This is a genomic window from Psychromonas sp. MME1 (genome assembly GCF_041080865.1).
GTDB lineage: Bacteria > Pseudomonadota > Gammaproteobacteria > Enterobacterales > Psychromonadaceae > Psychromonas.
The window spans coordinates 642,442-664,124 of the sequence record NZ_CP160906.1 but is presented as its reverse complement, the minus strand read 5'-3'; the positions used below and the strand labels follow the sequence as shown (position 1 = coordinate 664,124).

The 21,683-nt window shown below is 39.0% G+C and carries 20 protein-coding genes; 2 read left to right on the top strand and 18 right to left on the bottom strand.

The features are described 5' to 3' along the window. Positions 1 to 5: 5 nt before the first annotated feature. The 9 genes from AB2N10_RS03230 to AB2N10_RS03190 form a co-directional block, all read right to left on the bottom strand. Positions 6 to 1,559 (bottom strand): efflux RND transporter permease subunit, encoded by a 1,554-nt coding sequence (locus AB2N10_RS03230; protein ID WP_369434306.1) that lies wholly within the window; start codon positions 1,557 to 1,559, stop codon positions 6 to 8. Positions 1,560 to 1,573: 14 nt separating this feature from the next. Next, the gene (locus AB2N10_RS03225; RefSeq protein ID WP_354625123.1) at positions 1,574 to 2,800 is read right to left on the bottom strand and encodes an efflux RND transporter periplasmic adaptor subunit; all 1,227 of its coding nucleotides are present in this window, start codon (positions 2,798 to 2,800) and stop codon (positions 1,574 to 1,576) included. Between the two features lie 442 nt (positions 2,801 to 3,242). Next, positions 3,243 to 4,232, bottom strand: coding sequence for a murein tripeptide/oligopeptide ABC transporter ATP binding protein OppF (gene oppF, locus AB2N10_RS03220; protein WP_354625122.1), 990 nt, complete (start codon positions 4,230 to 4,232; stop codon positions 3,243 to 3,245). Further along, positions 4,229 to 5,197 carry an ABC transporter ATP-binding protein gene (locus AB2N10_RS03215; RefSeq protein ID WP_354625121.1) on the bottom strand — a complete coding sequence of 323 codons (969 nt, stop codon included), beginning with the start codon at positions 5,195 to 5,197 and terminating at the stop codon, positions 4,229 to 4,231. Before AB2N10_RS03215 ends, oppF begins: the two co-directional genes overlap by 4 nt. Positions 5,198 to 5,216: 19 nt before the next feature. Beyond that, positions 5,217 to 6,119 carry an oligopeptide ABC transporter permease OppC gene (gene oppC, locus AB2N10_RS03210; RefSeq protein WP_354625120.1) on the bottom strand — a complete coding sequence of 301 codons (903 nt, stop codon included), beginning with the start codon at positions 6,117 to 6,119 and terminating at the stop codon, positions 5,217 to 5,219. Between the two features lie 12 nt (positions 6,120 to 6,131). Beyond that, positions 6,132 to 7,052 carry an oligopeptide ABC transporter permease OppB gene (oppB, locus tag AB2N10_RS03205; protein ID WP_354625119.1) on the bottom strand — a complete coding sequence of 307 codons (921 nt, stop codon included), beginning with the start codon at positions 7,050 to 7,052 and terminating at the stop codon, positions 6,132 to 6,134. Between the two features lie 74 nt (positions 7,053 to 7,126). Next, positions 7,127 to 8,758 carry an ABC transporter substrate-binding protein gene (locus AB2N10_RS03200; RefSeq protein WP_354625118.1) on the bottom strand — a complete coding sequence of 544 codons (1,632 nt, stop codon included), beginning with the start codon at positions 8,756 to 8,758 and terminating at the stop codon, positions 7,127 to 7,129. Positions 8,759 to 9,480: 722 nt separating this feature from the next. After that, positions 9,481 to 10,746: a serine hydroxymethyltransferase gene (gene glyA / locus AB2N10_RS03195; RefSeq protein ID WP_354625117.1), complete on the bottom strand. Its 1,266-nt coding sequence runs from the start codon at positions 10,744 to 10,746 to the stop codon at positions 9,481 to 9,483. Between the two features lie 319 nt (positions 10,747 to 11,065). Beyond that, a complete protein-coding gene (locus AB2N10_RS03190) occupies positions 11,066 to 12,160 on the bottom strand; it encodes an acyltransferase family protein (protein ID WP_354625116.1) in 1,095 nt (364 codons plus the stop codon). A gap of 246 nt (positions 12,161 to 12,406) precedes the next feature. On the opposite strand from AB2N10_RS03190, the gene ettA reads away from it, so the two are divergent. Further along, the gene (ettA, locus tag AB2N10_RS03185) at positions 12,407 to 14,083 is read left to right on the top strand and encodes an energy-dependent translational throttle protein EttA (protein ID WP_354625115.1); all 1,677 of its coding nucleotides are present in this window, start codon (positions 12,407 to 12,409) and stop codon (positions 14,081 to 14,083) included. Positions 14,084 to 14,128: 45 nt separating this feature from the next. On the opposite strand, the gene AB2N10_RS03180 is transcribed toward ettA, so the two are convergent. From AB2N10_RS03180 to AB2N10_RS03170, 3 genes are all read right to left on the bottom strand, one after another. Next, positions 14,129 to 14,785, bottom strand: coding sequence for a cupin domain-containing protein (locus AB2N10_RS03180; RefSeq protein ID WP_354625114.1), 657 nt, complete (start codon positions 14,783 to 14,785; stop codon positions 14,129 to 14,131). A gap of 131 nt (positions 14,786 to 14,916) precedes the next feature. Then, entirely contained in the window at positions 14,917 to 15,726 is an 810-nt protein-coding gene (locus AB2N10_RS03175) for a mechanosensitive ion channel family protein (RefSeq protein WP_369434305.1), read from the bottom strand. 147 nt (positions 15,727 to 15,873) lie between these two features. Beyond that, positions 15,874 to 16,356, bottom strand: coding sequence for a YajQ family cyclic di-GMP-binding protein (locus AB2N10_RS03170; protein ID WP_354625111.1), 483 nt, complete (start codon positions 16,354 to 16,356; stop codon positions 15,874 to 15,876). Positions 16,357 to 16,463: 107 nt separating this feature from the next. Between AB2N10_RS03170 and AB2N10_RS03165 the strand changes: the two genes are divergently transcribed. Beyond that, the gene (locus AB2N10_RS03165; RefSeq protein WP_369434304.1) at positions 16,464 to 17,381 is read left to right on the top strand and encodes a ketopantoate reductase family protein; all 918 of its coding nucleotides are present in this window, start codon (positions 16,464 to 16,466) and stop codon (positions 17,379 to 17,381) included. On the opposite strand, the gene AB2N10_RS03160 is transcribed toward AB2N10_RS03165, so the two are convergent. From AB2N10_RS03160 to AB2N10_RS03135, 6 genes are read right to left on the bottom strand one after another with little or no spacing between them, the layout of a single operon-like run. Beyond that, positions 17,342 to 18,337: an LPP20 family lipoprotein gene (locus tag AB2N10_RS03160; RefSeq protein ID WP_354625108.1), complete on the bottom strand. Its 996-nt coding sequence runs from the start codon at positions 18,335 to 18,337 to the stop codon at positions 17,342 to 17,344. The two genes, AB2N10_RS03165 and AB2N10_RS03160, sit on opposite strands and share 40 nt — an antisense overlap. Before the next feature lie 18 nt (positions 18,338 to 18,355). Continuing rightward, entirely contained in the window at positions 18,356 to 19,603 is a 1,248-nt protein-coding gene (locus tag AB2N10_RS03155) for a hypothetical protein (protein WP_354625107.1), read from the bottom strand. Between the two features lie 52 nt (positions 19,604 to 19,655). Beyond that, a complete protein-coding gene (locus AB2N10_RS03150) occupies positions 19,656 to 20,255 on the bottom strand; it encodes a penicillin-binding protein activator LpoB (RefSeq protein ID WP_354625106.1) in 600 nt (199 codons plus the stop codon). A gap of 30 nt (positions 20,256 to 20,285) precedes the next feature. Further along, positions 20,286 to 20,639: an HIT domain-containing protein gene (locus AB2N10_RS03145; RefSeq protein WP_354625105.1), complete on the bottom strand. Its 354-nt coding sequence runs from the start codon at positions 20,637 to 20,639 to the stop codon at positions 20,286 to 20,288. A 17-nt stretch (positions 20,640 to 20,656) separates the two neighbouring features. Next, on the bottom strand, positions 20,657 to 21,304 hold the full coding sequence (locus tag AB2N10_RS03140) for a 6-carboxytetrahydropterin synthase (protein WP_369434303.1): 648 nt from the start codon (positions 21,302 to 21,304) through the stop codon (positions 20,657 to 20,659). Next, positions 21,232 to 21,522, bottom strand: a complete 291-nt coding sequence (locus AB2N10_RS03135; protein WP_369434302.1) for a 6-carboxytetrahydropterin synthase — start codon at positions 21,520 to 21,522, stop codon at positions 21,232 to 21,234. Before AB2N10_RS03135 ends, AB2N10_RS03140 begins: the two co-directional genes overlap by 73 nt. Positions 21,523 to 21,683: the final 161 nt, after the last annotated feature.

Here is a 21,683-nt window from a genome sequence, read left to right as displayed (position 1 = left end):
CGTTATCAAAAGCGGCAAAAAACGCATGTTTTTTCTTGTCTTCTCTTAGGAGCTTTCAAAATTATTGAGCATAAAGCCGGCGACAACGTTAATGCAACGATACCCGATATCACCATAGAAATGGCAATGGTAATGGCAAACTGTTTATATAACGTACCGGTCATACCACCTAAAAACGCAATAGGTAAAAATACCGACGAAAGTACCAATACGATTGATATTAATGCGCCAGTTAACTCTTGCATCGCCTCTTTTGCTGCAGATTTTGGATCTAACCCCTTACTCTCCATTTTGTGTTCAACGGCTTCAACCACGATAATAGCGTCATCGACCACCAAACCGATAGCTAAGATCATACCGAACAATGTCAGCATATTAGTCGAGAAGTCGAGACCATAAATGCCAATGTAAGCCCCGATAATTGCAATGGGTACCGCAATGACAGGGATAATCGTCGCACGAAGACTTTGTAAAAATAAAAATACAACAATAACAACTAACACTACCGCTTCAAAGAAGGTATGAACAACTTTATTGATAGATTCTTGGGTAAATTTAGTGGTATCTAACACCACCTCATATTCGACCCCTTTAGGGAAGTTAGGCTTTAACTCCTCGAGTGTCTCTTTTACCAAAGTAGCGGTTTTAATTGCGTTCGCACCTGCCTGTTGATATACCACCAATTGACTTGCAATTTTGCCATTTGTTTTAGCGGTCAATGAGTAGTTTCTTGAGCCTAACTCACTATGGCCAATATCACGTACACGTACGATTGATGCGTTATTTTCAGTACCCGCTCTGATCATAATATTGTCAAATTCTTCGGGCTTAACCAACATACCTTGGCTGGTAATCGGAATATTTTGTATTGTACCGGCAGGCGAAGGATTAGCCCCTAACTGACCAATACCAAAGGCTTGATTTTGTCCACTGATCGCATTGGTGATTTCAGGAATAGTAATCCCCATTTGCGCTAGTCTATCTGGCTGTAGCCACAAACGCATAGCGACGTCAGGACTAGGGTAAACCGTTGATAAGTTAGCACCTGGTAATCGCTTGATCGCATCCCAAATATAGAGATTAACATAGTTGTCTAGCTCTACTTTGCTCATTTTCTTTTCATCTGCGGTAAAACTAATTACCATCATGAAAGATTGCGATACCTTTTGCGTTGTTACACCCTGTGCATTTACGATTTCAGGAAGTTGAGCCGTTGCCTGCCCAACCCGGTTTTGCGTGTTAACCTGTGCGATATCTGGATCAGTTCCTGGTTCGAAGGTAACAACGAGTGTCATGTTTCCAGAAGATGAACTTGTGGAAACCATATAGATCATATTATCGACACCATTAACCTGCTGCTCAATAGGCGCAGCAACAGTATTAGCAACCACCTCTGCGGTCGCACCAGGGTATGTCGCAGATACATTGATTGTAGGAGGAGCAATATCGGGATATTGCGAAACAGGAGTGACCGACATAGAGACCAAACCAGCTAATACAATAACGATAGATATAACCGAAGAAAAAATTGGTCTATCAATAAAAAAACTTGGGCCCATTATTATATCCTTAATTAATGCTCAACAGATTCGGTGGTCTTCACCTGATCTTTTGTATTTTCAGGTTTCGCGGACTCTTTTGCTTTAGGAATATAATGTAAAGCTTTCACCTTCATTCCAGGTGCTGTGGTTTTAAAACCATCAACGATTAGCGCTTCCCCACCATTAAGACCATCTTCGATAATCCAACCATCACCTAACCACTCACCGATAACAACTGGCTGAGCTTCGACGATGCCTTTATCATTAACCACTAGAACGATAGGTCCATTAGCACGTTGTTGCACTGCCTGTTGAGGGATAACGATTGAATTAGGACGTTTTGCCCCTAATATATTTGCCGATACAAACATACCAGGTCGTAGATAAAGATTCGGATTTGGTACCACGGCTCTTATTTTCACCGTACCTGTATTTTTATCAAAGATAGGCGAAGAAAAGTCCAAGTAACCTGTATGAGGATATGTACTGCCATCGGCAAGCACGATTTCAAATTTATAATCGCTTTGCTCTGGTGCTGTTATCAAGCCATCTTTTTGCTCTTGCATATACTTAGTTAATTCATTTTGCGATAAAGCAAAATTGACCCAAATAGGATCTAATTGCGCAACGTAAGAGATATAAGCAGATTCCCCCATTGAATTTAAATAGGCTCCTTCACGTTGGAAGGCTGCACCACTTAATCCGGTTACAGGGGCTTTGATAGTTGTATAACTCAGATTCAATTGTGCATTTTTTACCGCAGCTTGAGCTGAATATACGGCGGCTTCTGCAGCCCGTTGTTCGCCTGTTGCTGTATCTAAATCACTTTGGCTCATCGCATCAGCTTCAGCAAGTGGTTTAATACGTTTTAAATTTGCATTGGCGGTCCATAATCTTGCCTGTGCAGCTGCCAACTCACCTTTTGTCGCATCAAGTTCACTTAAAAACGGACGTTTATCCATAATAAACATGACGTCACCTTTTTTAAGAGCAGTACCTTCTTTATAAGCAACTTTATCTAAGAAGCCTGAAACTCGGGCAACGACAGCAACCTCTTTGGAACTCTCTAGCTGAGCCAAACGTGGGATTTTAATATCCACGGTTTTTGGTTCAACAGTAATGACTTTAACCTCTCTGACAACAGGAGGCGGTGCATCAGTTTTTTTATCACATCCAACCAAAAAGAAACCTAACAATAATAATAAATGTTTGCTAGTAAGAGGATATGTCACGTAAAGCCGGCGCCCTATTTTAATCACTATGCGGATTCCTTGTTTTTAACTCTAACGGTAAAATTTTAGACTCACTTAAAAAAAGTGCCAATGAAAGTTCGTTTTAATTCAATAGATTCACTAAATAAAACGGCGATGATCGCACTTTAACAGAGAGAAAGGATAATTCAACATTAAATATATTATTACATGATAAAGCTTGATTTTTATACGCCTTTAATGTGATGTTTATTGGAAAGTAATGAAATATCAACAATGGAGATCATTCATTGTTTGCCACTCTTTATCACTTTTTAAGTTGGCAATTCAAGCATATCTTTCTATGTACAGGCACCAGCAAAAATAATTAATTTTTTACCATTTTTAAAGGATGGCTTAATGAACTACTCATTTATATTTATTAAAATATAGGAATGGGTATAACCCATCATATTGATGGGTTAACTATTAGCAAATCAATCAGCTATGATTAACTGCGCAACAAACAGGACAATGCGTGTGTTTCATTGCCAATTAATCGTGGTTTTTCAGCTGCACAACTATCCGTTGCAATCGGACAGCGTGTACGGAATACACAACCTGAAGGCGGGTTAATTGGCGAAGGTAACTCCCCTTCTAGCATCTGTATTTTTTTATTACGCTCAATACGCGGATCTGGAATAGGCACAGCAGACATTAACGCCTGCGTATAAGGATGTTTCGGATCTGCAAACAACGCTTTACATTCACCAAATTCAACCGGATTACCAAGGTACATCACCAATACACGGTCTGCTATATGTTTCACAACGGAAAGATCATGGGCAATAAAAACTAAGCTCAAACCAAACTCCTGTTGTAATTCTTTCAATAAATTAACAACTTGTGCTTGAATTGATACATCTAAGGCTGAAACGGGTTCATCACAAATGATCATTTTTGGTTTGAGTATTAATGCGCGCGCGATACCAATACGTTGACATTGCCCACCGGAAAACTCATGGGGATAACGGTTAATCACGTTCGGCAATAAGCCAACGCGAGACATCATCTCTTTGACCTGTGCTTTAACCTCATCTTTACTTAAATTGGGGTAAAAAGTACGTAATGGCTCAGCGATAATATCCCCCACATTCATGCGAGGATTTAATGATGCCAAAGGATCTTGAAAAATCATCTGAATTTCTTTACGCTTGAGACGTAAATCTTCATCAGCGAGTTGAGTTAAATCTTCACCTAACCAAACAATGCTGCCGGCAGCGGCAGGTACTAAGCCTATAATCGCACGCGCTAAGGTTGATTTCCCGCACCCTGATTCACCTACGACACCTAAGGTTTCCCCTTCGTACAATTTAAGCGAAACACCATCAACAGCTTTTAACTCTTTTCCATTAGCCCAAGGCCAAATCGATTTAGAAGGAATAGCAAACTGAACTTTCAGATCATTAATATCAAGAATTAATTTTTTATTACTACTCATGACCAAGACTCCCAGTCAGAAAAACAAGCACGGGAGCGCTGTTCTGCAAAAGGTATTAATTGCGGCGCTTCTTTTTTACAACGTTCCATAACACGATGACAACGATCTTGGTATGGGCATCCAGTCGGTAAATTTAATAAATTTGGTGGATTACCCGGAATAGTTGGTAATATATCGCCATCCGTATCTAAACGAGGAATCGCCCTTAACAATCCTTCGGTGTAAGGGTGACTTGGTTTGTAGAAAATTTCATCCACTGTGCCATATTCCATGGTACGCCCTGCATACATCACTAAGACTTTATCACAACTGCCAGCGACAACGCCTAAATCGTGTGTGATCATGATAATAGCCGTATTAAACTCCGCTTTTAATTCATTTAACAACGCCATGATCTGAGCTTGAATAGTGACATCAAGCGCCGTTGTTGGTTCGTCAGCAATCAGCAATTTAGGACGACACAACAGTGCCATTGCGATCATCACACGTTGACGCATACCGCCTGAAAACTCATGGGGATACATATTAATACGTGCTCTTGCTTCTGGTATTTTAACTGCCTCAAGCATTTTTACCGACTCTTCAAAGGCCTCTTTTTTACTCATACCTTTGTGTAAAATTAACACTTCCATCATCTGTGCGCTGACTTTCATGTAAGGATTAAGTGAAGTCATGGGATCTTGGAAAATCATGGCAATTTGTTCTGCACGCACCTTGTTGAGTGCTTTTTCTGGTAAATTGAGAATTTCATTACCTTCAAATTTTGCACTGCCGTTAATTATGCCATTTTTGGCTAATAAGCCCATCAAAGCAAATACAGTTTGCGATTTCCCTGAGCCAGATTCACCAACGATACCCAGTGATTCGCCCGCTTTTAAAGAAAAATTAAGATCATTGACGGCGGTTACATCACCATCTTGTGTGGTAAATTCAACACGTAGATCTTTAACATCTAATAAATTCATTATCTATCCTTCAATTCTTTTATCTGTCTTTTGGATCTAACGCATCGCGTAAACCATCACCGATATAGTTAAAGCAGAAGAGCGTGATCACCATAAACGCGGCAGGAAAAGAGATCTGCCAAATAGCCACTTCCATGGTTTGTGCCCCCTCTTGCAATAAAGCGCCCCAGCTTGTCATCGGCTCTTGTACTCCGAGCCCTAAGAAACTGAGAAAAGATTCCGTTAGGATCATGCTCGGCACTAACAACGTGGAATAGACAGCAACGATACCCAATACATTGGGGATAATATGGCGTCTGATAATATTCCATTTACTGACACCACAGACTTGTGCAGCTTCTATAAACTCCTTGCCACGTAGACTCAATGTTTGCCCACGTACAATGCGCGCCATGTCTAGCCAAGCAATAGCACCAATCGCAACAAAAATAAGAATAATATGACGGCCAAAAAAGGTGACTAATACAATCACCAAAAACATAAAGGGAATAGAGTAAAGTATTTCCAGAATACGCATCATCGCTCTATCGACTTTACCACCAATGAAACCAGAAGTAGCACCATAAACAGTACCAATAATGACCGCGACAAATGCCCCTAAAACACCAACCATTAATGAGATTCGACCACCAATAAAAGTACGCACCAATAAATCTCGCCCAAGGCTATCTGTGCCAAACCAGTGCACACTGGAGGGGCCTTCATGCATGGCATACCAATCGGTGTCATCATAGGCAAACTCTGCAAACATCGGTACAAAAATAACAGATACAGTAATCGCAACTAAAATGAATAGACTCACCATCGCCGCTTTATTGCGCATAAAACGTATTCGCGCATCCTGCCAAAGACTGCGCCCTTCAATCTCTAAATTTTCAGCTAAACTTTCCACTGTGGCGCTATTTTTTTTTGTGTTTAACATAAGATTAGTCCCTTAATAGCGAATTTTTGGATCGACAAAAGCAAGTAAAATATCAACGATCGCATTGAAGATAATGAACAGAAAACCAATTAATATGGTAACGCCCATTACTAAGGAATAATCACGGTTAAAAGCGGCATTAACAAACAACTTACCAATGCCCGGTAAACCAAAAATAGTTTCGATAACAACGGATCCAGTAATGATACCGACAAATGCAGGCCCCATATAAGAGACAACGGGTAACATTGCTGGTTTCAATGCGTGTTTCAAAACAATATAGGAGAAACTCAACCCCTTCGCTCTCGCGGTACGAATAAAATTACTATTTAAAATTTCAATCATACTACCGCGCGTAATACGTGCAAAAGTGGCCACATACATCATCGCCATCCCTAAAACAGGCAGCACAATATATTGTGAAGATCCATCAAGCCACCCCCCGGCAGGAAACCAGCCTAAATTGATAGCAAATATATAAATAAGCACGGGTGCTAGTACAAAGGATGGCATAACGATGCCGAGCATGGCCGTTGACATCACTGTGTAATCTAACCAAGTATTTTGCCGCAGCGCCGCAACAGTGCCGACCAAAACACCAAAAAAGAGGGCAAAAATAAAGGCAATAGAGCCAATGGTCGCCGAAACAGGTAAAGCAGCGCTGACCAACTCATTAACGGTAAAGTCTTTATATTTAAATGAAGGACCTAAATCACCTTGCATCACATTCGTTAAATAGGAGGCATATTGCTCCATAACTGGTTTATCAAGACCATATTTTGCATTAATATTTTGCATGACTTGTGGCGGTAAGGTGCGTTCACTGGAAAATGGGCTACCTGGTGCAAATCGCATTAAGAAAAAAGAGACAGTGATTAATATCAGCATTGTAGGTATTGCTTCAATCACCCTCTTCATGATGAATTTAAACATAATTCACTCAATTTTAGCTAAGTTAAACAAAAAAGAGGCTGCTATAGCCTCTTTGTATTCCGATACAAAAGATATTATTTCGCAATAATATACATATCTTTTGAATAAAGTTTATCTTCTGCATTATTAACCGCATAGCCGCCCACATGAGGGTTGACTAAACGAGTTGTAACATATTGATAAATTGGTGCAATCGGCATGTCTTTAGCAAGTAAAGCTTCCTGTGCGTAGTATAGTTGTTCACGCTCAGCATCGGAGGTTGTTTCAATACCACGTTTGATTAGTTCATCATATTCAGCACTTTTATAATGAATACCACCTGTAGTATTACTGCCTTCCATTAATGAGGTAAAGGTTGATGGCTCATTGTAATCACCACACCAACCAGCACGAGCAGCTTCGAAGTTACCTTGTTTTTTGGTTTCTAGGTAGGTTTTCCACTCTTGATTTTCTAGTGTCACTTCAACACCCAATGTTTTCTTCCACATTGATGCAATCGCAACGGCGAGTTTTTTATGGTTTTCACTGGTATTGTATAACAATGAGAATTTAAGAGGATTCTCTTTATTGTAGCCCGCTTCAGCTAACAATTTTTTCGCTTCTGCAATACGTTCTTTTTGCGTTAATTTACCATAAGGTGGTAATTGAGGCGCAAAGTTAGCAATGATTTCAGGTGTTAAAAAGTAAGCTGGTTTTTGTCCTTGGCCAAGTATTGCATTAGCGACGATATCACGGTCAATAGCGTAGGAGATAGCCTTACGTACACGTAGATCATCAAAAGGTGCTTTATGAGTATTAAAGTTATAATAATAAGTACACAGATTACCTTTAATGGCTAGCGACTCGGCATGTTCTTTTTGCAAACGTTTAAAGTGCTCATTTGGAATTTCATAGGTAAGGTCAATTTCACCAGAAAGGAAGCGATTCATCTCAGCCACTTGATCTTCAATAGGCAAGAATGTCACTTTGGTTAATACTGTTTTTGCATTGTCCCAGTAGTTTTTATTCGGCGTCATTTCAATGCGTTCATTAACAACCCAATTGCTAACCACAAAGGCGCCATTACCAACAAAGTTTTCAGCTTTCGTCCATTTATCGGCGAATTTTTCAACGGTCGCTTTATGGACAGGTTTCATGGTGGTATGGCCCATCATCATAACAAAATAGGGTACCGCATTGTCTAACTCAACCTGTAAAGTATAATCATCAATGGCTTTAACACCGAGAGTAGACTTATCCTTTTTACCTGTGATGATATCTGCAGCATTGGTCATGGTGGTCATTTCAAGATACCATGCATAAGGTGATGCAGTTGTCGGGTCAACGGCTCGTTGAAAGCTATAAACAAAATCATGCGCAGTGACAGGATCGCCATTTGACCATTTAGCCTCTTTACGTAAATAAAAAGTAAATGTTTTATTGTCAATGTTTTCCCAGCGCTCCGCTACGCCAGGAATTGTATTACCATCAGCATCTTGGTTAACTAAACCTTCTAATAAATCACGAATTACATGAGATTCAGGTACCCCCTCTGTTTTATGTGGATCAATCGAAGCGACTTCAGTGCCATTACCACGCACAAGTTCTTGTTTAGCGGCAAGCTTGACACCAGCAGGAACATTTGCGGCAAAGGTTGTGATAGAGGTTGCAGCCAAAGAAAGTCCGGCAGCTAAAAGTAGGGATTGAGTTATTTTATTCTTATACATGTGTAAACTCCATTGTTTGTTTATCTTCCATAAAGTAGTCAAACTTCTTTTGATACAGTTTTTACTGATAAAAACCTGAAATCAGAAAACCAACCGAAAGCATAAATATGCACAAAAAACGCATAAGGAACCACTTTCAGCTGCATATTCACTGCATAACTACTGCATATTTGAAATCGATGCGACAGCAACATAGCATTTTATATTTGTACAACATAATTTAAGATCAATAAAATGCGATTAAAAATGCAGGAATGATAAAAAAAAAGCCATTAACTTACTTTTCCTTCATTTTTATGTTCAATTTGTAGCCGAGGAAACACGTTAAAGCAAGCTAAAAGCTAATAACAAAGTGAGAATCGAGAGTGGAGAGCATATTCAATTTATGCACTTCTGCACTTAATGATAAGAAGTAATAACTAGCTATTACGATTATTTTAACCAACAAGATAGATCAAATACTTATGCGGATTGGTATAAATAAGAGGAGTTGATACCATTTACGTCAAATTACGCCTTGAATTAAGCTGTTTTTCCTACGCAAAATTTAGATCACATACTTACCGGAGTTGGTATGAGTTGAGCCGAGCTACAATGCTGATACAAAAAGCGCATCCAGTATTGGATGTCAGGTACCTTTATGAGATAAGAAAAAGGATAAAAAAATGCCGCTTACTTTCATAAACGGCAATCGATATTTACGCAAATAAATGCAAGCTTAATTAGCCATAGACAGGGTTTGCTTTACAGAACGTGGCAACTTTCACTTTCACACTCTCAATAGCGGCTGCTAATTTCTCTTCGTCTTTAATCGCATCAAGAATATCACAGATCCACCCAGCCAATTCAGTTGCATCCACAGGTGTTGCACCGCGACGCGTGAATGCAGGTGTACCAATACGTAACCCAGAAGTTACAAATGGCGAGCGAGGATCGTTAGGTACTGAGTTTTTATTTACCGTGATATGAGCAAGTCCTAATGCGGCATCCGCTTCTTTACCTGTAATATCTTGGCTGATTAAATCCACTAGGAACAAGTGGTTTTCAGTTCCGTTAGAGACTATTTTATAACCGCGCTCTTGGAATACTTTTACCATCGCTTTTGCATTATCTAACACGGCTTGTTGATAAACTTTAAACTCAGGCTCTGCACACTCTTTGAATGCAACCGCTTTAGCTGCGATAACATGCATTAATGGGCCACCTTGACCACCCGGGAATACTGCCGAGTTAAGTTTTTTCTCAATCTCTTCGTTTGCTTTGGCAAGAATTAAACCACCACGAGGACCGCCCAATGTTTTATGGGTTGTTGTCGTTACAACATCAGCAAAAGGAACCGGGTTAGGATAAAGACCCGCAGCCACTAAACCTGCTACGTGTGCCATATCTACAAATAGGTAAGCACCTACTTTATCGGCAATTTCACGGAATTTAGACCAATCAATAATACCCGAGTATGCAGAAAAACCAGCGACAATCATTTTAGGTTTATGTTCAACCGCTAATGCTTCCACTTCAGCATAATCAATTAAACCTGACTCAGGATTAATGCCATATTGAATTGCGTTGTAAATTTTACCAGAAAAACTAACAGATGCACCGTGTGTTAAATGACCACCGTGCGCAAGACTCATCCCTAAAACAGTATCACCGGGTGCACAAAGTGCTTGGTAAACTGCAGAGTTAGCTTGTGAACCGGCATGAGGTTGCACGTTTGCGTAATCGGCACCAAATAGTGATTTAGCACGTTCAATCGCTAATGACTCAGCTACATCAACATACTCACAACCACCGTAGTAACGTTTACCAGGGTAACCTTCTGCATATTTGTTAGTTAACTGACTACCTTGCGCTTCCATTACACGAGGGCTAGTGTAATTTTCTGATGCAATAAGTTCAATATGCTCTTCTTGACGCTGAACTTCATCTGTCATTGATTTCCATAATTCCGGATCGTAATCTGCAATATTCATATCGCGGTTAAACATGCGCATCTCCTGCTAAAAATGGTAGGTATCTAATAAAATCTAAATGATTCTGTGATGTAGCTCATTTTACGCAAAGTTTTGTCACTTGCATAGCGTAAAAAAATTAATTTTTTTGGGATTTAAGATGAACAAAATTCATAGTAAATAAGTAACAATGAAGATCATTAATTAAAATATATCCGTACAGCTTTTTTACCGTATTCTATAAAATGACAAGTAATAAAGTTTAACCATTTATAACCATGATACTTAAAAATACTAGGAGCTGATTTCCATGTTCTACAGCCGCTAACTAGCAAAGCATCTAGAGGTGACAGGGTTATATTTTAACAAGCATCGTTTTTTGTAGTTGTGAGATAAAGTAACGTACGGCAATGGGCATAAATAAACCAAAACAGATATAAATAGCCCACATAGATGCTGACTTGTAATGCACTAATGCCAATATTTTATCGTATTCATAGTAACCCAACTGCACCATGAAAAGATCAATAATCACAAAAGCCAACATATGCATCGTCATAATATCTTTGGAATGTAAACCGATCGCTTTTAAAGCTCGATTGTTTACCGATACGCTTAAAAAATACGCAACGGAAAATAAGCTAAAACACCCTAGTAATGCACTAACAAGATGGATAGAAAAACCATCTGGGTATTGACTCCAAGACATGCCCAAACGATGAAAAGAGTCATTACCAACGAAGGTAAACATCAATAGTACAGAGATAATGAAGATGTTAAATGAGGCAAATATCTTAAGGTTATTTTGAATTACATATCCAATAGCCAAATACATGTAAGCAACACCTAACTGACAAACAAAATTAATCAACCAATACTCTTTCGGGTTTGGCCAATATTTTTTCACATCAAATAGAGGGGCAACTTCGGCAATTGCAACATAACCGACCAACAGTCCCATAACTAAACACAATAAAGGAACAAAACGCGGCTGCAGATAGGAAAGCATCAAAGTAATCTGCATCTTAAAGAGTGAAGAGATGAGAAAAAATGCAACCAAAAACCAAGCCACCATAAATAAGCTGTTATTATGCATATTGCTTTGAAGCGCAAATTCTAACGGATTAAATTGCCCACTATCAGAAAAACGAAGCACAATTTTTGTAGCAAATATATGGTTAATAACCCAAGTAACTAAACCAATCACCATATACCAAATGGCCATATACAATATATATTTTGTAACACAGTCTTTCAGCCACTTTTTCACATCACGAATCGGTTTCATCACAATGCCACCGATAATAAAAAAAATCGGCATATGGTAAATATAGGGATCATAAATATCCAATGGCATCCAATTATAGTGGCCAATCACCACGGTGATCATGGCAAGTGCTTTGGAGTAAGTAATAAAAAGGGAGTGTTGTTCGGTAAATTTAATATCCACAGCTTAAATATTCGTTTAGTAAAGAAATGTTTTGTGCATTAGTTAAGCATACATAGATAGCCTTGTATCAAAATAGATAGCAAAAACCGCATAACATCACAATTTTTGCCCATATTTTTTTAGATTAAAATTATAATTTTGGCAAATTCGGTACGCGGCCTACTTCGCATGTGATTAGCTATTTATATTTTTAGATATTTCCCCTATTATTCTTACATTTTCAATATGCTAACAAGGGGTCCCTAAATGGCACCATTACCAGATAAATTCATATTTTCAATGAATCGGGTGAGTAAAGTTGTTCCTCCGAAACGTACCATCCTTAAAGATATATCGCTCAGCTTCTTCCCTGGCGCAAAAATCGGCGTACTGGGTTTAAATGGCTCAGGTAAATCAACACTTTTGCGCATTATGGCTGGTGTTGATAAAGAGTATGATGGTGAAGCTCGTGCTTTCCCTGGCACTAAAATTGGTTACTTACCACAGGAGCCCGTACTTGACCTAAACAAAAACGTGCGCGAAATAATCGAAGAAGCAGTTAGCGAAGTAAAAAACGCACTCACTGAGTTAGATAGTGTTTATGCCGCCTATGCTGAAGCAGATGCCGACTTTGATGCATTAGCAAAACGCCAAGGTGAACTCGAAGCGATTATCGAAGTTCACGATGGTCATAACTTAGATAACCAATTAGAACGCGCAGCAGATGCGTTACGTTTACCCCCTTGGGATGCTAAAGTAAATCTATTATCGGGTGGTGAACGTCGTCGCGTTGCACTATGTCGACTACTGCTTGAAAAACCTGACATGTTATTATTAGATGAACCAACCAACCATTTAGATGCTGAATCCGTTGCATGGTTAGAACGTTTTCTACATGATTACGAAGGCACCGTTGTCGCCATTACCCATGACCGTTACTTCTTAGATAATGTCGCAGGTTGGATCTTAGAGTTAGACCGTGGCTACGGTATTCCTTGGGAGGGTAACTACTCATCATGGCTAGAGCAAAAAGATGAACGGTTAAAACAAGAAGGCGCACAGGAAAAAGCACGTCAGCGTCAAATTGAAACCGAGCTTGAATGGGTGCGCTCTAATGCGAAAGGTCGCCAATCGAAAAGTAAAGCGCGTATGGCTCGCTTTGAAGAACTTAATAATCAAGATTACCAAAAACGTAATGAAACCAATGAGCTATTTATTCCACCAGGCCCTCGTTTAGGCACACAAGTCGTTGATGTTAGCCATCTTAAAAAGTCATTTGATGGACGTGTGTTGATTGATGATTTGAGCTTTAGCATTCCACAGGGTGCCATAGTTGGGATTATTGGAGCAAATGGTGCAGGGAAATCGACCCTATTTAAAATGCTATCAGGCACAGAACAACCCGACTCAGGCGAAATCAAAATAGGTGAAACGGTACAACTTGCCAGTGTCGATCAGTTCCGTGATCACATGGATGATAAAATCACCGTTTTCCAAGAAGTATCAGGAGGCAGCGATATTATTCAAATTGGTAATACCGAAATTCCAAGTCGCGCATACCTAGGCCGTTTTAACTTTAAAGGTACCGATCAACAAAAAATAGTGGGTGACCTTTCTGGTGGTGAACGCGGCCGTTTACATCTTGCTAAACTATTAAAATCAGGTGGTAATCTACTGCTCCTCGATGAACCAACCAATGATCTGGATATAGAAACTTTACGCGCTTTAGAAAATGCCCTACTCGGTTTTCCTGGTTGTGTGATGGTCATTTCCCATGACCGTTGGTTCTTAGATAGAATCTCTACTCATATCATCGATTACCGTGATGAAGGGCAGATTAACTTCTATGAAGGTAACTTTACAGAATATGAAGCGTGGTTGAAAAAAACCTATGGTGCCGCTGCGATTGAACCGCATCGAATAAAGTACAAACGTATATCGTGACTTTAACCATAAAAATGATAAGCCTCTAAGATAGAGGCTTTTTTATCATGGTAGTAAAGGTAAATGGCCCGTTTTAACCAAAATAATGGTCTCTTCTTTAACAAAGGGACAGTGGCCACTCATGTGAGGTGAACGGATCCAACTATTTGCAGGACACTCGCCAAATTCATCGATAAAAACACCAGATAAGACTAATATTTCCTCACCACCGAAATGTTTATGGGGCTGAAAACGTTCATTAGCAGGCCACTTAACTAACGCAACATGCTCATGAGCAAATTCATGTAATGGCATCACTTGTAGGCCACCTATCCCCGCTAGCCACATAGAATTATTGGTATCAATATTAACCTGTTGATTGTCTTCAGGTGAAAATTGATTCAGTTTCACAAAAATCGTACAACCTTCACGACTAAAGGGAGTATGGGTACTACCGGGTGGGTTACGGATATAGGAGCCGCTTGGATAGTCACCATTTTCATCGGAAAATACACCTTCAAGCACGTAAATTTCTTCACCCTTTGGATGCAAATGAGCCTTAAAAGAGGATTGCGCTTTATAACGAACAATACTCGTTGTGTGCCCTGATTCTTTTGCTTCTCTTTCTAGCGGCTTACGTAAAACATTAGGGGATGGGCTAATAACCCACTCCATTTGATTACTATCCACAACAATTCGTTTGCTAAAATCCATATTCAACATGTAATTTTCCTCAAATATAGTTGGCTAAAAAAGGTCAAATGCCCCGAGTATAAATAAAAGAAGTGGGTAGAAAAAACAGGTAGGGTATAAATTAAAAGGCAAAGCGAATGCTTTGCCTTGTTATTAACAACTTACTTATGAACATGAACATCCATTTGTGGGAATGGAATATGTAAACCTTCTTTGGCAAAGGTTTTATAAACATTTTCATTCATATCAAAGAAAACGCCCCAATAATCACTGGATTCAACCCATGCTCGAACGGCAAAATTTACCGAACTATCAGCTAATGCAGAAACAACAATCACCACTTCAGGATCTTTCAAAATTCGCGCATCGGCATCACATAATTTACGGATAACCGCACGAGCCTGATCCAAATCATCGCCATAGGCAACACCAATAGTCCAATCAACTCGACGACGGCCTTCCGTTGAAAAATTAACCATAGATCCCGTAGATAAGCCACCATTTGGTAAAATAATGGTTTTGTTGTCAGGGGTTTTTAAGATGGTATTAAAAATTTGGATCTCTTTAACCGCCCCCACATAACCCTGTGCATCAATGACATCACCAACTTTAAAAGGTTTAAAGATTAGGATCATCACGCCACCAGCAAAATTTTGTAAGGTACCCGATAATGCCATGCCCACGGCTAAACCAGCAGCTGCTAAAATGGCAATGAAAGAGGTCATTTCAATACCCAGCATGCCTAACACGGTAATCGCCAATAATACCTTAAGCGTCATGCCAAAAAGGCTAGCTAAAAAAGGTTTTAGGGAGACATCAAGATTACTCTTGTTCATCACCTTATTTGCACCACTAATCAGTAGCTTAATCACCCACATACCGACAACCCAAACGACAATGGCTGCAATTACTTTAGGGCCATATTCTAAGACTATTTCTGTTCCTAAATTGATTATACTTTCTACGTCCATATACTGCTCCTTGCTAAAATAAATCCGAATTGGATATGCAAAACAAATTAATACATTTATATTGTTTTGTAAAATATTTGTGATTTATAAATTAAATTAATTAACCTTACCACTCACTAAAATGAATGCGACTGTCATTTTTAATGATTAATCACGAAAATTATTAAACTGGAAAGCGGCATCTAATTCAGCGCCTTTCACAAGTGCCATAACAGATTGTAAATCATCACGCTTTTTGCCAGTCACACGTAACTGCTCACCCTGTACAGCAACTTGTACTTTCGCTTTACTATCTTTGATAAGTTTGATCAGCTTTTTAGACGTGGGTTGGTCTATTCCCTGAGCGAAAGTTACATTTTGTGTCCATGTTTTTCCACTCGCATTGGCTGTATCTAAACTCATGGCACGAGAATCGACTCCGCGTTTAATAAGGTTAGTACGCAACATATCAGCCAAATGACGTAATTGCGAGTCATGCTCAGCGGTCAATTTTACAACATCTTTTGTTAACGTTATGCTCGCTTTTACACCACGAAAGTCAAAACGCGTGTCTAATTCACGACCGGCATTGTCAACGGCATTTTGAACTTCAGACATATTTATTTCTGAAACGATATCAAATGAAGGCATATTGTATTCCTATAAAGTAAATTTAATAATTGAGGCATAAGTTACCAGAAAAAAAGAGATTCATCTATGTTATGATCTGGCAAAGTAAGTATTTAAAGGTAAATAGCATGTGGCAAATAATAGGCGCTGGCGCAATAGGTTGTTTATGGGCTGCCAATTTAAAACGCATCGGTGAAGATGTTCATTTAATTATGCGCAGAGCCGCACAAAGTAATGCACTCTGCTATCAAGATTTACAGCAACAAATAACAGAGGTAGCAATTTCCTGTAGTGCATCATTAAAAAATGATTACGATCCTATTCTAGTTTGCGTCAAAGCAACGCAAGTTGAACAGGCCATAGTGACGCAACGTACACTAATTAGCGACAAACAACCCATTATTTTAATGCATAACGGTATGGGGTGTGCCGAAAAAGTCGCCAAACTGTTGCCTACAAATCCAATTATTTGTGCAACGACGGCCAATGCGAGTTTACTGAACTCTCACTTAAATATACAACAAACGGGAGTTGGCCCTACCTATTTAGGCGCTTACAATGATTTAGCGATACCATTTAAAGATCTCATTTTGCCATTAAATAAAGCATTAAATGAGACCCATTGGGTTGATAATATCAATGAAAAATTGTGGTTAAAACTGTTAATTAATGTTGCCATAAACCCATTAACTGCAATCTACCAAGTTAAAAATGGTCAACTACTCGCCCCTGAGTTTGCAACGTTAATTAACCGAATTATCAAAGAGAGTGTGCTCATCAGTAAAGCAGAAAAGATGCCATTTTCAGAAGAAGAGCTGCTTGCGACTGTTACGCAAGTAATAAGCAAGACAGCAGAAAATTATTCATCCATGAATCGTGATATTCATTTTAAACGCAAAACAGAAAATGAATATATAAGCGGTTATTTATTAGCAAAGGCAGCTAAACACGCGATCAACGTGCCAACAATTGCCAAGCTACATCAAAAAATCGATCAATACAGCCTCTACAAAGAGGGAGAATCACTAAGTAATTCAATTAAATAGTTAGAGAGTTGGCGATTAATATTATCCTCTAAACGCGGTATAAGTAGCTCTTTTTGTTTAGCGGACACTTTTACGGGCCAGCGTTTATGGCTGAGCATGACACCTTTATCTGCAATGGATAAAGTATAACTCCCGCGCACCCAATACCAACCATCAAGTAAGGTCGGTTCAGTAACGTCTATATCTGCATTTATCTGTAAATCAGCATATTCAACTACGGTGATGCCTAATTGCGCCAATCCACCTTGAATGCTTCTTTTATGACCATCATGGTCGAGTTGTACACTTATTTTTATGGCCGCTAATTTTTCGACGATCAACTGCTCAAGTTTACTATTAGAAAAATCACTCTCAATGCCAGACACGCCCACCTGTTTAAGTTGTAAATTAGCCATCGAGCGCGTTAACTGTAAATCACGCGCTTTACGTAGCGCATTTAAAGAGGCGAGTTCATTGGTGGCGCCCTGACGGCTAAACTCCACCAACTTTAGCGTTGCTTGATCCAAATCCATTATTGATTCGCTTAAACTTAATGCCGCTTTGCGTTTGTTTAACACAGCTAAAGCATAGTATTCGCCCTCTGGGCTTAACCATGTCTCTTTTATCTCAACACCACTGATAACTTGATCTGTCTCGGTTTGGATACTTCGACGTAACTCAGTCGAGCTTTCCATGCTGACACCTAAGGCACTTTGCTGTTTAGTCGCCTCCGTTAATGTATTGGTTTGTGCGTTAACATTAACTAAAAATATTTCGGCCAGATTAGCAATGGCATTTTGCGTCGCACGATCACGCTTATCTGATTGCCCTACAGCCGTTAAATAATCTTGAGCAGCATAGTCTTGGCTGGCGTTATCAATCCATGTGGGGCGTTGTTGGGCTGAATTAAAACTACATCCATAAACAAACAAACAGCTAATAAATATAATTAAAGTGCGGGATAATTTTTTATACATAGCATACTCTTTATAAATCTACTGTTGATAATGAAATACTGAATTAGACAAACCATTAATTAACAAAATATTTTGAGAACCTTTTTCGATTGGCACAACTTTAATTGCATCACCATTATTTTGAACTGATACCCCATTTTCATTGGTCTCTAAATAAGTAAATTGTATGTTTGATGGTAAGGTATTCCAGCTGCGCAAATCAGCTATCTCTGTTAATAGTGTAGCCATATTAACAATCAATCCCAACAAGGGTTCTACATCATTACTCGTATCGACTAATTTGTACTTACTCAACGCCCTCGCCGTCGTCATTAATAGTATAGAAGGATAATCGTCGGACAAATCATCCCTCACTATACCTTCGACATCCTCAACTAACTCTGTGTTTGCTTGCTGCTCTTTTAAAACTAAATTAGCCCTTTTTAGGGGGTAATTTTTTACCGGATAACTCGGAACAGAAATACGAATAACTTGCTCCCCATCATCAACGGGCACCATCAGTGATTTCTGTATTTTATGACTTACGATACCATCAAAGTAAAAGGCAAAAATGCGACTTTTACTATTTTCAGTGGGAAGTGCTAAATTGGCAAATTGCTTTCGATATTGATTATATTGAGCTTGATCACCAATTTTAAAGCTCATACGTAACAGTGATTTTTTTAACCCTAAGGGTAAAGCATATCCTCGTTGCTTTATAATATCAGCGGCAAATTTATAACTAATTAAGGCATTTGATTGTTCATCGAGCATTTCATAAATAACCGCAGACAACAAGTGAGCGCTCGCCAACTGACCTAATAACTCTTGCCGATTAGCCAGCTTCTTCATCGCAACATCCGCTTGCAGTACCTCGACACGCGCCCCATCAATATCATTATTGAATAGGTAGCTAAAAGCTAACATGGTATGCACCATCACTTTATCAGTGGGATAACCACTATAGTTGCGCAAAGTTTCACTAATAGTCGCTGCCGCAAAGTTTTCACTGACCGATGCTGCTTCTAAAACCGCCATTTCACGCTTAGCAAGCGTTAATATATCAATCGCATCATGAAAATGACCGCTTAATAAATAGACCATGCCAATATTTAGATGGAATTGTGCGGAACTACGTTCGCTTGGCTCACTCTTTTGTAATTGTTTAAGTACAGTTTGTGGTTCTTGAGAATAGAGTAAATTAGCTAGTTGAAAGCTCTCTTGCTGCTGTTGCTGCGCACAACCTACCATGGCCATGCACAGCATAATTAATATCACTTTAGGCATCCGTGAATCCGACATATTTAGTCATAAAATAGATAGCGCCATCAAGCTTAAATTATTCACGCAATTTACTATTTTTGATTAACTTCTTGATTTTTTTCTCACCAATCCAAACTTTACGATTATCTTTGATGCTTATTAACTCTAAATTAACTTGGTAATAACGCACCTGTGTTTTACCGTCAATATCAATAATCGTGTTAATTTGCCCTTGCATCATAAAATCAGCGCCATACTCTTGACCCATCTCTTTACGCGTTTCTTCCGATGCATGCAGATCTTGATCACTACGTTCATCACGAATTTCATTTCGTGCGGCTGCAGACGCAACAAACTGTACCTCGCCAGAATTAATGAGCTCACGCTCCATATTGGCAATAAAAGTGTTCGTGTTAATATGCTCATGACTAAGGTTTTTTATCTTACCGACGATGACAACGGGTTGATCACCACTTGCTGTTACAAAGTTTTTCAACCAAGCGCGAGATAATGAATCTTCAATCATCTCTTTGGCAACTAACTGTGAATCGCTATCATTCCACGCCCCACTTAAATCAACCTCTTTCTCGGCATCTAAACGTTCGACAGATGTTGAACAAGCGCTAACAAAAATAGCGACTAACGCTGCTAAGAAAATATTTTTTTTACTCTGCATTTTTTACTCCAAAGAATTATTTTATAAGATTTAATTTCCAGCAACCATTTTACCAAGCGGCTTACCACCGACTAAATGTAAGTGGATATGATAGACCTCTTGCCCACCATCTTGATTACAATTCATTATTAAACGATAACCAGATTCTGCAATCCCCTCCTGCTTCGCTAACATTTTAGCGACACTGTAAAGTTTACCTATCAATAACTCATCTTCAATTTCAATATCATTAACAGTCGCTATCAATTTATTAGGAATAATTAAAATATGTGTTGGCGCCTTTGGTGATATATCACGAAATGCGGTAACAAATTCATCCTGATAAAGCATATCAGACGGAATTTCTTTATTAATAATTTTTCTAAATATTGTCTCTTCGGCCATGTTCCCTCCGTTACGATTCATCGTTCTGTAATTGCGCCTTTACCAATACCTTCATAGGCATACACGGTGATCTTTTGTTCACTATAACGCGCTTTTATTTGCTCACAAATATAATTTGCTAACTCTTCAACGGTGGTATCTCTAGGCAACACTTCAGCTCGACTAGCTGGGAGCAAAAGTTCAAAATACCCTTGTTGTGCATGGTAAGCGGTACATAATTTATCGCTTTTATTCTGTAATACAATAAAAGACAAATCCCCCTTATCTATCACATCTTCAGCACTAACAAGGTAAATATCGCGCCAACGGTTAGCCCAATCCTTGACCAAGGCATCACTGTAAACATCATCAATATAGATATCTATTTTAGAACGATGTCCGTGAGCGATACGTTGACAGTTACCATTATGCTTCTTTAGACCATGAGTATAATGATAGTAAGGTGTTGCAATCTGTTCATTTCTTAATTTCACTTCAAGCCCGGTAATATTATCAGGCAGTTGCAATAAAATAACTTGCTCAAGATAGGTTTCTAATAATTCAAGTGTGACGGTTTCACTCTCTAATAAACAATAGGCTTCATTGGGGCATTTTAATTGAATAGCGCTATTATCATTGAGAATATAATTAACCTGAGAGCGTTCAGCTCCAGGATCACACTGCAATTTTCAGCGGCATGTGGCACAAGCAACTTATGATCTACCTCGGCATCAATGATTGCTTTAATTTTCTTTTTCACCAATGAAAAATCAAGTATCATCGATTGTTCATTGAGCTTACCGTCAAGCGTTATATCAACTTGATAACTCTCTCCAACGAAGCCTCGTTGTGCATCTAAGTATGATGCATCAATAACCGTTAAATCACGTACAAATAATTTCATTCTTCTCTCATTAATTTAGTAATATAGTCATCATACTTCAAGGTACAAAGTCAGTAAGAAACAAAATACTGAGCTGCATGGCATAACTATGCTATTTTCTTGCCCTACGGGGCGCTAGCCCGAAAACCAATGCTGCGTTGTCAAACTCGAAAAACGAATAA